This is a genomic window from Nocardiopsis sp. iso_238 (assembly GCF_056173325.1).
The window spans coordinates 4,945,165-4,958,837 of record NZ_CM149668.1 but is presented as its reverse complement, the minus strand read 5'-3'; the positions used below and the strand labels follow the sequence as shown (position 1 = coordinate 4,958,837).

The 13,673-nt window shown below is 71.2% G+C and carries 11 protein-coding genes; 5 read left to right on the top strand and 6 right to left on the bottom strand.

The genetic code is table 11. The features are described from left to right. Positions 1–177: 177 nt before the first annotated feature. The gene (locus AC0VYL_RS22425; RefSeq protein WP_475481410.1) at positions 178–1,260 is read left to right on the top strand and encodes an antibiotic resistance protein VanZ; all 1,083 of its coding nucleotides are present in this window, start codon (positions 178–180) and stop codon (positions 1,258–1,260) included. 4 nt (positions 1,261–1,264) lie between these two features. On the opposite strand, the gene AC0VYL_RS22420 is transcribed toward AC0VYL_RS22425, so the two are convergent. From AC0VYL_RS22420 to AC0VYL_RS22405, 4 genes are all read right to left on the bottom strand, one after another. Then, complete coding sequence (locus AC0VYL_RS22420) at positions 1,265–1,666, bottom strand: DUF3592 domain-containing protein (protein ID WP_475455678.1); 402 nt, start codon at positions 1,664–1,666, stop codon at positions 1,265–1,267. A gap of 36 nt (positions 1,667–1,702) precedes the next feature. Next, on the bottom strand, positions 1,703–2,338 hold the full coding sequence (locus AC0VYL_RS22415) for a TetR/AcrR family transcriptional regulator (protein WP_475481409.1): 636 nt from the start codon (positions 2,336–2,338) through the stop codon (positions 1,703–1,705). Positions 2,339–2,606: 268 nt separating this feature from the next. Further along, complete coding sequence (locus AC0VYL_RS22410) at positions 2,607–4,679, bottom strand: YhgE/Pip family protein (RefSeq protein ID WP_475483564.1); 2,073 nt, start codon at positions 4,677–4,679, stop codon at positions 2,607–2,609. 43 nt (positions 4,680–4,722) lie between these two features. Further along, entirely contained in the window at positions 4,723–5,517 is a 795-nt protein-coding gene (locus AC0VYL_RS22405) for an ATP-binding cassette domain-containing protein (protein ID WP_475455674.1), read from the bottom strand. Positions 5,518–5,731: 214 nt separating this feature from the next. On the opposite strand from AC0VYL_RS22405, the gene AC0VYL_RS22400 reads away from it, so the two are divergent. After that, positions 5,732–6,535 carry a M23 family metallopeptidase gene (locus AC0VYL_RS22400; RefSeq protein WP_475481408.1) on the top strand — a complete coding sequence of 268 codons (804 nt, stop codon included), beginning with the start codon at positions 5,732–5,734 and terminating at the stop codon, positions 6,533–6,535. Positions 6,536–6,577: 42 nt separating this feature from the next. Then, the gene (locus AC0VYL_RS22395) at positions 6,578–7,357 is read left to right on the top strand and encodes an endonuclease V (RefSeq protein WP_475455670.1); all 780 of its coding nucleotides are present in this window, start codon (positions 6,578–6,580) and stop codon (positions 7,355–7,357) included. 87 nt (positions 7,358–7,444) lie between these two features. Here AC0VYL_RS22395 and AC0VYL_RS22390 read toward each other — a convergent pair whose 3' ends face one another. After that, positions 7,445–8,884 carry a GuaB1 family IMP dehydrogenase-related protein gene (locus AC0VYL_RS22390; RefSeq protein WP_475463191.1) on the bottom strand — a complete coding sequence of 480 codons (1,440 nt, stop codon included), beginning with the start codon at positions 8,882–8,884 and terminating at the stop codon, positions 7,445–7,447. 245 nt (positions 8,885–9,129) lie between these two features. Between AC0VYL_RS22390 and AC0VYL_RS22385 the strand changes: the two genes are divergently transcribed. Next, positions 9,130–10,056 carry a CDP-alcohol phosphatidyltransferase family protein gene (locus AC0VYL_RS22385; RefSeq protein WP_475481407.1) on the top strand — a complete coding sequence of 309 codons (927 nt, stop codon included), beginning with the start codon at positions 9,130–9,132 and terminating at the stop codon, positions 10,054–10,056. A 97-nt stretch (positions 10,057–10,153) separates the two neighbouring features. Here the strand turns inward: AC0VYL_RS22385 and AC0VYL_RS22380 are convergent, their stop codons facing one another. Further along, positions 10,154–11,311 (bottom strand): acyltransferase family protein, encoded by a 1,158-nt coding sequence (locus AC0VYL_RS22380; RefSeq protein WP_475481406.1) that lies wholly within the window; start codon positions 11,309–11,311, stop codon positions 10,154–10,156. 463 nt (positions 11,312–11,774) lie between these two features. Here AC0VYL_RS22380 and AC0VYL_RS22375 point away from each other — a divergent pair, with 463 nt between their 5' ends. After that, positions 11,775–13,643 carry an amidohydrolase gene (locus AC0VYL_RS22375; protein WP_475481405.1) on the top strand — a complete coding sequence of 623 codons (1,869 nt, stop codon included), beginning with the start codon at positions 11,775–11,777 and terminating at the stop codon, positions 13,641–13,643. The last annotated feature ends 30 nt before the right edge of the window (positions 13,644–13,673 follow it).

Below are 13,673 nucleotides of genomic sequence, written 5' to 3'. Positions count from 1 at the left end.
GGGAGCCGCGCGCTCGCCGTGGGACCAACGTCACAGGGGGTTTCGGCGGTGTCGGGAAGGCACGCCTCCGGGCCCGGAGAAGCGCGCCAGCGGAGTGATATCACGGTTCCCTCCCCACACACGTGCGGCCCGTACTAGCCTGGCGCACCGGGAACGAGCAAGGGGAACGCACACGCCATGGGGCAACCGTTCGGCGGAGGTCAGGCCGCCATCGAGGTGGCGGTCGCCGCCATACCGCTGTTGATGGTCACCGCATCCGCCCTCTACCTGCGCGGACAGCACCAGAGGTACGGGCGCCTGGTCGGTTGGCCCGGGCAGCTCACCCTCGCCGCCCTCGTCACCGGGCTCGGACTGGCCGCCTACGCGGTCTGGCCCCTGCCCGCCTCCGCAGACGGGCTGTGCGCCGTCGAACCCGCGCCCGTACCAGCCCTGACCGTGCGCGACGCGGCCCTGGCCCTGGGCGTCTTCCTGCCGGTCGGCCTGCTCGCCCGCTCCCGGTTCCGCCGGGGGCCGGTCACCACGGTCGCCGTCGGAACCGCGCTGGCCCTCGCCGTGGTGGTGGTCCGCGCCACCGGGGTCCTCGGCCTGTACCCCTGCGCCTACAACGCGGTCGGGTTCGGGACCGCCGGGGTCGGCGCCGCCGCGACCCTCCTGGGCTGGCTGCTCGCCCGCTGGGTGCCGACGGTGTGGCCGTTCGGACCGCACCGCTCCTGGCCCGCCGCCGTCCCGGACCGGGTCGCTCCCGACCTCGGTCGGCGGATGCTCGGCACCCTCGTCGACCTGGGCCTGTGGTGGTTCGGCGCGGCCACGGTCGTCGCCCTGGCCGCCGCCTACGGAACGGTCGGCCCCGGCGCGCGGGAGCAGCTCCTCACCGCGACCCTCCTGGTCCTGGCCGTGCTCTTCGGGCTGTTCTCACCCCTGCTCCGCAGCGACCGGTGCACCCCGGGCGCGGCCTCGGCCCGCCTGGCCCTCACGGAGTGGCACCGCCCCCGACCGGCCTCCCGGCTCCGGGTCCTGGCCCGCACCGCGCTGCTGTACGCGCCGGTCGCCGTGCTGGTCGCCCTCGGCCTGCCCTGGTTCTCCCTCGCCGTCCTCGCGCTGCACGCCAGCACCGCCGTGGTCCGCCCGGACGGCGCCGGCCTGGCCGACCTCGTCTGCCGCGTGCGGGTCCGCACCCGGTCCAGCCTCAACGGCGACCTGCCCCGACGCCTGGTCCGCTACGCCCCGCCCCGGGAGACGGAGTCCCCCGCCCCCGTGTGAGCGGCTACTGCTCCCACCAGTGCAGATAGCCCAGGAAGAGGCCGATGAGGACCAGCACGAGGCCCAGCCCGCCGAACATCCCGCGCACCCAGTGGCTCAACCACGGCCCGGAGACGATCCTGGCCCGCTCGGGGACCTCCGGGTCATAGGAGACGGTGACGATCTCCCCGGCACGGGAGGCCATCCACCCGGTGTTCTCGTGCTCGGCGTGGACCTCCTTGCCGTCCTCGGTCTGGAACTGCACGATCATCCGGGAGGCCACCGACGTCTCGTGGTAGCCGATCACCCTCCCCTTGGCGCGAACGCCGTTGCGGACGAGCATCAGCTCTATTCGGGTGTCGCGGGTGACCATCCACAACAGGACGGCACCGACGATCACGGGCAGCAGAGGGTACAGATCGGCCATGGCGGGGGAGTCCTCTCCGGAGTTCTTCTACGGGTGTCAGCGCGGGGAGGCGGGGGAGCCGATGAGTCCGTCGGCCAGATGCGCCAGGGTGGTGTGGATCTCCTCGACGGGACGCTCTGGCTGGAGCGTACGCCAGTCGAGGGCCACGGTCACCACCATGCCGAACAGTGCCGATCCCGCGAGGGCCGTGTCCAGGTCCGGCCGCGTCAACCCGCGTTCCACCATGGCGTCGAGCTGACCGGTGATGACCCCGATCGCCTCCGTGCGGATCTGCCGGATGGTCGCGTACCAGGCCCGGTTGGTGCGCCAGGCCTCCGCCATGAGCAGCCGGGCCATCGCCTCGTGGGTGCTGATGAAGACCACACCCGCACGCAGCACCGTGGCCAGGGTCTCCCGGGGTTCGACCTGCTCAGCGGGGTCGGGCACCGAGCTCCGCAGGGTCTCGGCCAGCCGGGTGATGCCCCACTCCATCAGGGCCGCGTACAGCTCGTTCTTGCCCCCGAAGTTGTAGTAGACGGTGCCCTTCGCGACACCGGCCCGTTCGGCGATCTCGTCGACCGTGGTCGCGCCGTATCCCTGCTCGGAGATCAGCGTGACCGCCGCCTCGAACAGCTTCTGCCGGGTGGCCTCACGGCGCCCGCTGCGGGGCCTGTCGGGGGTGCTCACGTTCATCGGTTCCCTATCCTTTTGCATCTCCGCTTCGCTTCGGCCCGTGTTCGGGCGCCCAAGAAGCCAGGGACTTCTTCATCCTCGTCCACGCCTGGCTCGTTCCTCGCTGGCGGCTTGACTCGTCTTGCAGAACCCTGGCGGCGCCCGAACCGGGCACCCCCTTGTGGTCAAGCTTCGCAGGTGGCCACTTGGTCTTCGATTGTGCGGGCAGTCGGGCGCTCGGCAGGGGCTCCCGGCCGCTCTTCGGTCGAGGGCCGGGTGCCCCCGGTGATCAGACCTTCAGCGCGGGATAGAGCGTGGACATCGTCCACACCCGCTTGCTGTTCACCGCTCTCCAGGTGAGCAGCAGGGGCACCACGAGCCATAGGGCCATCACACCGAACGCCTGCGCGACCAGCATCATGTCCCCGCCGCCGATCAGGTGCCGCATGGCGGTCACCGCCCAGTGCAGGGGCAGGTACGGGCCGATCGCCTGGAAGAACGTCGGGCTCGTCTCGATCGGGTAGGTGCCGCCCGCCGACGTCAGCTGGAGGACCAGCAGCGCCAGCGCCACCACCCGGCCCGCCGCGTTGAACTTCACGTTCAGGTACTGGACGGTCGTGGTGAAGGCGGCGGAGGTGAGCGCCAGGAAGGCGAGCATCAGCGCCCAGTTCTGCGACTGCAGGCCCAGCCCCAGGTGCAGGACGGTCATCATGACCGCCACCTGTGCCCAGCCGAGCAGCAGCGGCACGACGCGACCGGACAGCGCCACCCGCCAGGAGGGCGCTGAGGAGGCCAGGGCCCGGGTGGACAGGGCGGGCAGCACCATGAAGACCACCATGGCGCCCACCCAGAGGGACAGGGGCACGAAGAACGGCGCGAAACCGGTGCCGTAGTTGGGTGCCTCGTTGTCCACCTCGCTGTCCAGGCGGACCGGCTCGCTCATCATGTCGGCGGCGCTGACCCGGCCGTCGTCGGAGTAGGTGGGGATCTCGTCCACACCGTCGGACAGCCCCTCAGCGAGTTCGTCCGAGCCCGAGGCCAGGTCGCCCAGACCGTCGTGGAGGTCTCCGGCGCCGCCGCTGAGCTGGCCCAGCCCGCTGTTGAGCTCCCCGGCGCCCGAGGAGGCCTCGGAGAGGCCGTCGCGGAGCGTGCGGGACCCCTCGGCCAGGGTCTCCAGGCCCTCGGCGAGCTCGTCTGCCTTGGCCCGCGCGTCCTTGGCGTCCTCGACCATCGTGGGCAGGTCCTCGGAGAGGGCCGCCGCCTTCTCGCTGAGCGCGGCGGCCTCCGCGGCGGTCGCGTTGATGTCCTCGCGGTTGTCGTTGACGTATCCGGCCACCGACAGCGCGGTGTCCATGGCCCCCTGGAGGTCGGTCAGCAGCGCGTGCAGGTCGGGCTGTTCCTTCTCCAGCTCGGGATGGTCCTGGAGGTAGGTGGACAGGCGGCCGTCGACCTCGTTCAGGGCGGTGACGTCGATCTCCTGGGGCAGGTCCTCCAGGGCCTCGGACACCCCGGCGGACACCTTGGCGGCCTCACCGGCGCGCTTCTGGATGTCGGGGATGTCCTCCTCCAGCTGCGGCAGCCACTCGTCGGCCAGGTCGTCGAGCTTGTCGACCTGGTCGGAGACCTGCGAGGAGGCGCTCGTGGCACCGGAGGCGAGGGTCTTGGAACCCTCGTGGAGCTCTCCGATACCGCCGCTGAGGGTGCCCGCGCCCTCGTGGGCGCCGTCGACGCCCTCGGAGAGCTCACCGGAGCCGCTCTCGGCGTCCCCGGCACCGGTGGCGATCTGTCCGGCGCCCTCGGCCGCGTCCTCGGTCTGGCCGTGGATCTCGTTGAAGCCCAGGAAGATCTGGTCGAGGTAGTCGCTGATGGCCGAGGAGGCCGCGGCCGAGCGGATCTCGTTGAAGGCGCTGCCCGCGAGCTGGCGCACGACGTAGCTGTTGGAGTCGTTGTAGTTGGCGATCAACAGAGCGGGGACCGGGTCCTCGCGGTCCCGGGAGGGCGAGGTGAGGGCCTCGCTGAAGTACGCGGGGATGGTCAGGGTGACGTAGTACGTACCGTCGTCCAGCCCCCGGGCGGCGTCGGCGCCGTCCACCAGGTGCCAGTCGAGGTCGCCCCGGTCGAGGAGGGTGTCGGCGAGCTCCTCACCCGCGTTGACCTCCTCGTCGTCGACCTCGGCGCCCTCGTCCTCGTTCACCAGGGCTACCGGGAGGTTCTCCATCCGGTCGAAGGGGTCCCAGAACGACCACAGGTACATGCCGGAGTACAGCAGGGGGATGAGCATGAGCGCGGCGAGCGCGGCCGTCGGGAGCGGTGACCGCAGGAAGGACCGCATGGTGAGCAGTCCGAGCCGGGGGACGGACATGAACCGGTAGACGGGTGCGTCCCCGGCGTCCTTCTTCTTCCTGTCACGAAAGCCCACGGTGTCTGCCCCCCTTCCGGGCGGACCCGTCCTCGGACGGCGGATCCGTCTCGGTTCCCTCGTGGAGCAGTTGGTCGATCCCGATCACTTCCTCGGTCGGTTCCTCTCCGGTGTCCGTGTCGCCCTGCCTGATCCGGAGGGGGCCCTGGGTGTCGGGCCCGGCCACGGAGTCGAACTCCTGGGCGTCGGCGCAGGTGGCGATGACGGTCAGCCCCTCGTCGGTGAGGTTCGTCAGGGACCGCCACATGTCGGCCTGGTGTTCGCGGCTGAGCCCGCCGTCCACGTTGTCCACCACGAGCAGGCGCGGTTCGTAGACCAGTGCGAGGGCGACGCCGAGGCGCCGCCGCTCCAGCATGGAGAGCTCCTTGATCATGGTCCGGCGGTCCAGGTCGGCCAGGTCGGCCGCCTCCATCGCCTGGTCGGTCACGGACCGCGCGGCGGGGCGCATACGCAGCAGGCGGGCCTCGGAGAGGTGCTCGCTCACCCGCAGGCGGTCGTCGAGGGCGTTGACGTCGTCCATCAGCCCGAGCGAGCTGATCCGGCGTACCTTCCGTGCCTGCTTGGGCAGTGCGTACCCGTCGACGTGCAGGCTGCCCCCGGTCGGCTTCATCCGGCCGGACAGGGTGAGCAGCAGTGCGCTGCGCCCGCCCCCGGAATCGGCCTGGAAGACGGTGAGCGTTCCCGGCCGGGCGGTGAAGTCGACCCCCGTGTAGACGGGTCCCTCTCGGGTGGTGAGTGTGACGCCCTCGGCGTGCACACGAGCTCCGGTGGCCCGACGCATTCTTGCGGCCTCCCCAATTTTTGAACTGACCGGTCAGTACAAATTCACGGCTCCACGGTACTGCTCCGGGGCGGTGCTCCCGAGCGTTCGGGTCTGTGGCCTCCGGCACAACGCGACGCTCCACAAGGCGTATGAAATTGGGCGGTTCTTTTCTTGGGGGCGGAGTGGTGTACGTTGATACGTAATTACGTAGAAAAATCCCCAGGGAGTCCAGATGCGCGGCATCCTCACGAACCTCGGCGCACCCCTGCTGGTGGTGTACTTCGCCTACGCCGCCGCGGCCATCGCCTTCGGCCTGCCGATGGAACCGCTGCTGCCCCTGCTCGCCGTGGCGGGGGTGTTCCTGTTCGGGCCGCGCCTGTGGACCCGCAAGCCCTCCGAACAGGCCAGGGAGGAGGCGACCGTCACGGTGGCCCCACCGGTCGCGGGCGCGTGGGTGGGGCTCAACAGCCCGGCCGACAGGGTGCCCAGCCACGGCACCCACCAGTACGGGCAGACCTACGCGATCGACGTCTACGTGGACGAGGGCCGCCCCCCGGGCCGCAGCTACTGGTGGCCCCTCTCCCGCCGCCCCGACGACGGCTACCCCGCCTTCGACCGGCCGCTGCTGGCCGTGGCCGACGCCACCGTCGTGCGCGTGCGCGACGGCCAGCGCGACCACCGCAGCCGCGACACCTGGCCCGGGCTCCTGTACCTGCTCCTCGAAGGCACTGTCCGGAGCCTCGGCGGTGCCCGCCGGGTGGTCGGCAACCACGTCGTCCTGGACCTGGGCGACGGCGTGTACGCCGCCTACGCCCACCTGCGGAAGGGATCGGCCGAGGTCCGCGAGGGCGACCGGGTCACCGCCGGACAGCGGATCGGGCGGTGCGGCAACTCCGGCAACTCCAGCGAACCCCACCTGCACTTCCAACTGATGGACCACCCCGACTTCAACCGGGCCATGGGGATCCCCTTCCGCTGGGAGGGGGCCGGGGTGCCCGCCGCCGGGCAGACCTTCACCGGCCTAGACTGCGCCTGAGAGCCCGGACGGGGAGCGGACGAGGGAACCGAGGAACAACACGTGAGCGACGTCGCGCGGCGGGCGGCCCAGGCGCTGGACGACCCGGAGAACTGGCCGAGCGACCCCAAGGAGGCGGTGGCCCGGCAGCGCCTGCTGGCCGACCGGGTCCGCACGGAAACCCTCGACCCGGACGCCGTGCGCTACGTGGCCGGACTCGACGTGAGCTACGGCGTGGGCGACAAGGAGCTGGCGGCGGCCGCCGTGGTTCTGGACGCCCGCACCCTGGAGGTGGTGGACACCTCCCTGGTCGCCGACACCCCGTCCTTCCCCTACATCTCCGGACTGTTCGCCTTCCGGGAACTGCCCCCGGTACTCCGCGCCATCGAGGGCCTGTCCGTCACCCCGGACGTGTTCGTCTGCGACGGCTTCGGCGTGGCCCACCCCCGCCGCTTCGGGATCGCCAGCCATCTGGGCGTCCTCATCGACGCACCGGTGGTCGGGTCCGCCAAGTCCGTGCTCTACGGCCGCAACTCCCCGCCGGGGGAGGAGCGCGGATCGTGGACCCCCATGGTCGCCGGGCGCTCCGAGGTGGTCGAGGACACCGAGACCCTCGCGGCCGAGGGGGCCGAGGTCATCGGCCGGGTCCTGCGTACCCGCGCCCGCACCAAGCCCGTCTACGTCTCCGTGGGCCACCGTGTGGACCTCGCGGGCTCCGCCGAGCTCATCCTGCGGGTCTCGCCCAGGTACCGGGTCCCCGAACCCATCCGGCACGCGGACCGCCTCTGCGGCCGGTACCGCAAGGAACACGAGGCCGGCAGCCGGGAGGACGGCTCCGCCTAGCCGACGGGCACGGAGCCTGGTCCGGGCACACGGAGGGGGAGGGGCCCGAAGACCCCTCCCCCTCACCGTGTTCCGAACGGTCGCCGTCTACCAGCCGTTCTCCACGGGACGACCCTCGTTGTACCCGGCGGCGCTCTGCACGCCGACCACGGCACGCTCGTGGAACTCCGCCAGCGAGGTGGCGCCCGCGTACGTCATGGAGCTGCGCACACCGGCGATGATCTGGTCGATCAGGTCCTCGACCCCGGGACGCTCGGCGTCCAGGTACATCCGGCCGGTCGAGATGCCCTCCTCGAACAGCGCCTTGCGGGCCCGCTCGAACGGGGAGTCCTCGGACGTGCGCAGACGCACCGCGCGCGCCGAGGCCATCCCGAAGCTCTCCTTGTACTGGCGGCCCTGGGCGTCGCGCATGACGTCGCCGGGCGACTCGTAGGTCCCGGCGAACCAGGACCCCACCATCACGTTGGAGGCACCGGCCGCCAGGGCCAGGGCCACGTCGCGCGGGTGGCGCACACCGCCGTCCGCCCACACGTGCTTGCCCAGCTCACGGGCGGCGGCCGCGCACTCCAGCACGGCGGAGAACTGCGGACGGCCCACGGCGGTCATCATCCGGGTGGTGCACATCGCGCCCGGGCCCACGCCGACCTTGACGATGTCGGCCCCGGCCTCGATGAGGTCCCGGGTCCCCTGGGCGGTCACGATGTTGCCCGCGACGATCGGCACGTCCGGCGACAGCGCGCGGACCTTGCGGATCGCGGAGATCATCTTCTCCTGGTGGCCGTGCGCGGTGTCGATCACCAGGGTGTCCACCCCGGCCTCGAGCAGCTCCGCGGCCTTGCCGGACACGTCGCCGTTGATGCCCACGGCGGCGGCGACACGCAGCCGGTTCCGGTCGTCCACGGCGGGCCGGTACAGGGTCGAGCGCAGCGCGCCGGTGCGGCTGAGCACGCCCACCAGGGCGCCGTTCCCGTCGACCACCGGGGCCAGCCGGTGCCGGTTCTCGTGCAGTATCCCGAACGCCGCCTGAGGGTCGGTGCCCTCGGGGATGGTCAGCAGCTCGGCGGACATCACGTCGTGCAGCTGGGCGAACCGGTCCGCGCCCGCGCAGTCCGCCTCGGTGACCACGCCGACGGGGCGGCGCGCGTCGTCGACCACGATGACGGCGTTGTGCGCCCGCTTCGGCAGCAGGTTGAGCGCCTCACCGACGGTGCTGGTCGGGTTCAGGGTGATGGCGGTGTCGTAGACCAGGTCGCGTTGCTTGGTCCAGGCGATGACGTCGGAGACCACCTCGAACGGGATGTCCTGCGGGATGACGGCGATGCCGCCCCGGCGGGCGACCGTCTCGGCCATCCTGCGGCCCGCCACGGCGGTCATGTTCGCGACGACCAGCGGCACGGTGGTGCCGGTGCCGTCCGGGGACGACAGGTCGACGCTGAGCCGGGAGCCCACGGCGGAGCGGCCCGGAACCATGAACACGTCGCTGTAGGTCAGGTCCTGGCTGGGAACCTGGTCGTTGAGAAAACGCAATGCCTCTACCTCGGTCAAGACCGAAGGGGGTGGACCACTCCGCCCGGCTGCGCGCGGGCGGCACCCTGTTGATCCCCCTCTTACCTGTCAAGTATGCCGTCACCGATTAGGTTGGGGGTACCCCCGTCTGGCATGATGACTCGATTCCCGCCTCAACCCAGCCCTCGCCCCTGCCCACAAACGGTGCAGATTCCGCCGCACCGTAGGCGTTCGCGGGTTAACAGGGCCCTCCAGGAGAACCCCGCATGTCGCGTTTCACGCTCGCGCAAGTCAAGGACGAGACCTACAAGGCGAAGGACGCCTGGTGGACCGTCTTCCTGGTTGATCCGCTCGCGGGTCGGATGGTGGTGTGGACGGCGAACCGGACCAACGTCACACCGAACCAGCTCACGCTGGGCGCGGGCGTGCTGGGCCTGCTGTCCGCGATCTGCTTCGCGGCCCCCGTCTGGGCCGGTGACCTGGGTTGGGCCTGGCTGCTGGCGGGCGCCCTGCTGTTCCACCTGAGCTTCGTGCTGGACTGCATGGACGGCAAGATCGCCCGCCTCAAGGGCACCGGGTCGGTCTTCGGGAGCTGGGTCGACTTCGTCTTCGACCGCATCCGCTTCTTCGGCTGCGTGATGGCGCTGCTGGTCGGCCAGTGGCTGGTCACCGGCCAGGCCGCCTACCTGATCGTCGCTCCCGTGGTGGTCTTCTTCGACCTGCTGCGCTACCTCAACGGCTCGCAGGTCGCCAAGACCCGCAAGACCATGAAGCAGGCGCTCGCCGTGGCCTCCGGGGACACCGAGCGGCTGCGCGACGAGGCCACCAACCCGGACGTGTCCGACCCCGAGGACGACGAGGTGTCGGACGCCCCGGCCAACGCGGACGCCCCGGCGCCCCGCGGCCTCTACCCCCGGGTGCGCAACGCCCTCCTCAGGCACCGCGTGCGCCCGCACCTGTTCAGCGGCATCGAGTTCGAGATGTTCCTGTGCGTGGTGGCGCCCGCGACCGTCGTGTTCGCCTTCTTCACCCCGCTGAACAGCCTGATCATCCCCGTGGCGGTCTTCTCCTGCCTCGCGCTGGGCTTCTTCGAGGTGGTCCTGGTGGGTCGCCTGTGGAAGGAGTCCCGCCGCTTCGAGGCGCGCCGCCGGGAGCTGGCCGCCGCGACCCCGGCGAGCGTGGGCGGCAGCTGAGCCCGACCCGGCCCGGAGCCGGGTACCCGAACGAGGGAGGGGGCGTTCCGCACCATGCGGAACGCCCCCTCTTCTTCCCGTCTGTGGACGCGGTCGGCTACACGGAGCTCCGCTCCGCCTCGGCCGTCCGCCTCCTCGCCTCGGCCTCCTCGTGGGCCAGACCCCTGTCGTCCTGGCGCAGGAACCACGTGGGCTGCGGTTCGACCGCCCACCGCATGCACCCGCGCACCCACGGAGTGCACAGCAGGAGGGTGAGCCCCATGCCCAGCGACAGGGTGGTGGCCAGGGCCACCGGGCCGGACATCAGGTCGTACCAGGGGCTGGCCTTGAGCAGGATCAGGAAGACCGAGTGGCCCAGGTACACGTAGAGCGTGTAGGCGCCCAGCGACGTGTACCAGGTCCGCCTCTTCGGGGTGAGCGCCAGGACCGCGACGGTCATGACCAGGGCGATGCCCATGAAGGCCAGCCGGATGCCGATGCTCGGCATCAGCGGGTCGATGGCGCGGTCGGTCAGGCTCTCCTTCCAGAAGAGCCAGTCCCTGCTCATGCGGCCCGAGACCGGCACCGCCAGGACGGCGGTGAGGCCCAGCACCAGCACGGAGGCGATCCGCACCCAGAGCCGGTCCAGGTGGGCGAAGTGCTCGCGGCGCAGGCTCAGGCCCAGCACGAAGAAGGGCAGGAAGCTGAGCACCCGGCCGATCGAGAGGGTGCTGCCCAGGTCCGCCGTGGTGGCGAACAGGGAGATGACCACCGCGATCGCCACGGGCCAGCGCAGCCGCTGCCAGACCGGCACGGTGAGGCGCCACAGGAAGAGGGCGACCAGGAACCACAGGGTCCAGGTCGGCTTCAGCACGGACAGGGTGTCCGGGAGTCCGCCGCGCTCGACCGTGTAGATGGTCTGGTGGATGGTCCAGAAGACCAGGTAGGGGACGGCCAGCGTCAGGACCAGCTTCTCCACCCGCATCGACGAGGAGTCGAAGGAACGGGAGAGGTAGCCGCTGATCATGATGAACGCGGGCATGTGGAAGAAGTAGACCCAGTAGTAGAGGGCACTGGCGGGCCCGTAGTCCGAGAGCGGCTCGATCGCGTGGCCGACGACGACCAGGGCGATGAGGATGAACTTGGCGTTGTCGAGTCGGGCGTCACGGCCCGGCGGTCGCGCTGCCGCCGAGGCCCTTGCTGCGGAGACCGGGTCGGTCGCGCCGTTCCCGTTCTCCGTGGACTGGGGTGCCGGACTGGTCGTGGATGAGGCCACTAGGGACTCCGAGATCACTGATTTCTGGGGCTTGTGTGTCGGTCCCGCGACCCTCTGTGCGGGATGTGGTCGACCGTCGGTCAGGGGCCAGGGGCCGATGGTGTGGTGCCGCGTGGCGCGCGAGGGGGCACCGGCGAATCCGTTGCGCGAACGTAGTTCCGTTACCCTACTGAGACATACTGCGGTATGCCAGTAGTTCGCACAAATCAGGCAAAGGTCCCCAACGCCGTGCCGGGATCCGAGGAACGGGGACCCACGAGGGCACGCGCACCCGAGGACACGGGTGTGGGATGGCTTACCGTGTGCAGACCCTAACCCATGGGCACCACCAGGGGACGCCAAGGCGCACCGCGGCACCAACGTGTCGGTGTGAACGCGCGACGGACACGCCGATAGGCTGCCCCCAGGCGGCGGAACCCCCTGTCAACCTGTCATAGCCCGCCAGACGAGAACGAAGAAGGCGGTGGAAACCGTGCCGCACGCGGTGGACCCCAACCGTGCAGCCCAGCACGGAAGCGTGGTCATGCGACTCCTGGACGAGCTCTTCCCGCTCGTCGAGGGCGTCTACGTCGACCTGCACAAGAACCCGGAGCTCTCCCACTCCGAACAGCGCACCGCCAGCGTCGTCGCGGAATGGCTGAACCGAACCGGCTACGAGGTCCACCGGGGCGTCGGCGGCACCGGTGTGGTCGGCATCCTCCGCAACGGCCCCGGCCCCACGGTGATGCTCCGCGCGGACATGGACGCCCTCCCCCTGGAGGAGAAGACCGGTCTGCCCTACGCGAGCACGGCCAAGGCCCACGGCCCCGACGGCGTCGAGGTCCCCGTCATGCACGCCTGCGGCCACGACGCGCACACCGCCTGCCTGATCGGCGTCGCCGACCTGCTCTCCGAGACCCGCGAGGAGTGGGCCGGGACCATCATGATCGTGGCGCAGCCGGGCGAGGAGACCCTCGACGGCGCCCAGGGGATGATCGACGACGGACTCTACGACCGCTTCGGCCGCCCGGACGTCATCCTCGGCCAGCACCTGGGTCCGCAGCCCGCCGGGCTCATCTCCCACCGGGCCGGGATCATCCTCGGCGCGGCCAGCGCCTACCGGGTGCGGATCTTCGGAGAGGGCGGCCACGCCTCCCAGCCGCACACCACCGTGGACCCGGTCCTCATCGCCGCCAACATCGTCACCCGCCTCCAGGGCGTGGTCTCCCGCGAGATCAGCCCCAGCGAGATGGCGGTGCTCACCGTCGGCAGGATCCAGGCGGGCACCAAGGCCAACATCATCCCCGACGAGGCCTACCTGGAGATCAGCACCCGGGCGCTCAACGAGAACGTCTCGGACCAGCTGGAGCGGGCCATCGAGCGCGTCGTGCGCGCCGAGGCGGCCGCCTCCGGGGCCAGCCGCGAGCCCGAGGTCGAGCGCTTCCAGAGCAGCGGGGTCACCCACAACGACCCGGCCAGCACCGCCGACGTCGCCGCCGCCCACCACGCCTACTTCGGCGGCGACTACGTCATCCACCTGCCCGACCCCTCCCCGGCGACCGAGGACTTCTGCCGCTTCGGACTGCCCGAGGACCCGCAGCCCATCCCGTACGTGTTCTGGTTCGTCGGCGCCACACCGCACGACGTGTGGGACAACGCCCCCGGCGACACCCCCTACGAGAAGATGGGGAACGTCCCGAGCAACCACTCGCCGTTCTTCTCACCCGACCGCGAACCCACCCTGCGGGCCGGGCTCGCGGCGCTCACCATCGCCGCCCTGTCCTACGTGGGCAGCGACAACCCCAACCCCGCCGCCATGGCGTCGCCGCCCGGAGCCGCCCCGATGGGCACGGCCTTCCCGGGCCCGGCGCCCTCCGAGGCGGCGGACACGCGCGGCAACACCGACCCCGGCGCCCACCCGGGGGAGGCCCAGCCCCGCACCGAGGCACCCGCCCCGGTCCACGCCCTCTCCGACCCGCTGACCGGGCCGCGCCCGGCGGAGCCCAGCTTCTCGGACGAGGCCAACGACGCCTACGACAGCGCCTTCCTGGCCGCGTCCTCCGCCTGGCCGGAGGAGCCGGGCAAGGCCACCCACGACACCGACATGCAGTCGATGATGGGCCGCCAGGACCAGGAACGCCGCGACGAGTGGCGCAGTGAGAAGGCCGAGGAGTCGACCCTGTCCGCCGACATGGCCGCGATCATGGACGAGGACGAGGCCCCCGCTCCGCCGCCGTCGGCCCCGCCCGCCGGTCCCGCCTTCGGGGGGCCGCCGCCGATGGGCAGCGCCCACTCCGCGCCCCCGCCCCCCGGCCCGGACGACGACCTCCCCGACGCCCAGTACCGGCTCTGACCGCACGTGGGGGCCATCCTCTGGCGATGG

Bases quoted from the DNA above. Each gene is read 5' to 3' on its own strand.
- AC0VYL_RS22415 (WP_475481409.1), bottom strand. From the start codon at position 2,338: ATGAACGTGAGCACCCCCGACAGGCCCCGCAGCGGGCGCCGTGAGGCC.
- AC0VYL_RS22410 (WP_475483564.1), bottom strand. From the start codon at position 4,679: ATGTCCGTCCCCCGGCTCGGACTGCTCACCATGCGGTCCTTCCTGCGG.
- AC0VYL_RS22405 (WP_475455674.1), bottom strand. From the start codon at position 5,517: ATGCGTCGGGCCACCGGAGCTCGTGTGCACGCCGAGGGCGTCACACTC.
- AC0VYL_RS22400 (WP_475481408.1), top strand. From the start codon at position 5,732: ATGCGCGGCATCCTCACGAACCTCGGCGCACCCCTGCTGGTGGTGTAC.
- AC0VYL_RS22420 (WP_475455678.1), bottom strand. From the start codon at position 1,666: ATGGCCGATCTGTACCCTCTGCTGCCCGTGATCGTCGGTGCCGTCCTG.
- AC0VYL_RS22385 (WP_475481407.1), top strand. From the start codon at position 9,130: ATGTCGCGTTTCACGCTCGCGCAAGTCAAGGACGAGACCTACAAGGCG.
- AC0VYL_RS22425 (WP_475481410.1), top strand. From the start codon at position 178: ATGGGGCAACCGTTCGGCGGAGGTCAGGCCGCCATCGAGGTGGCGGTC.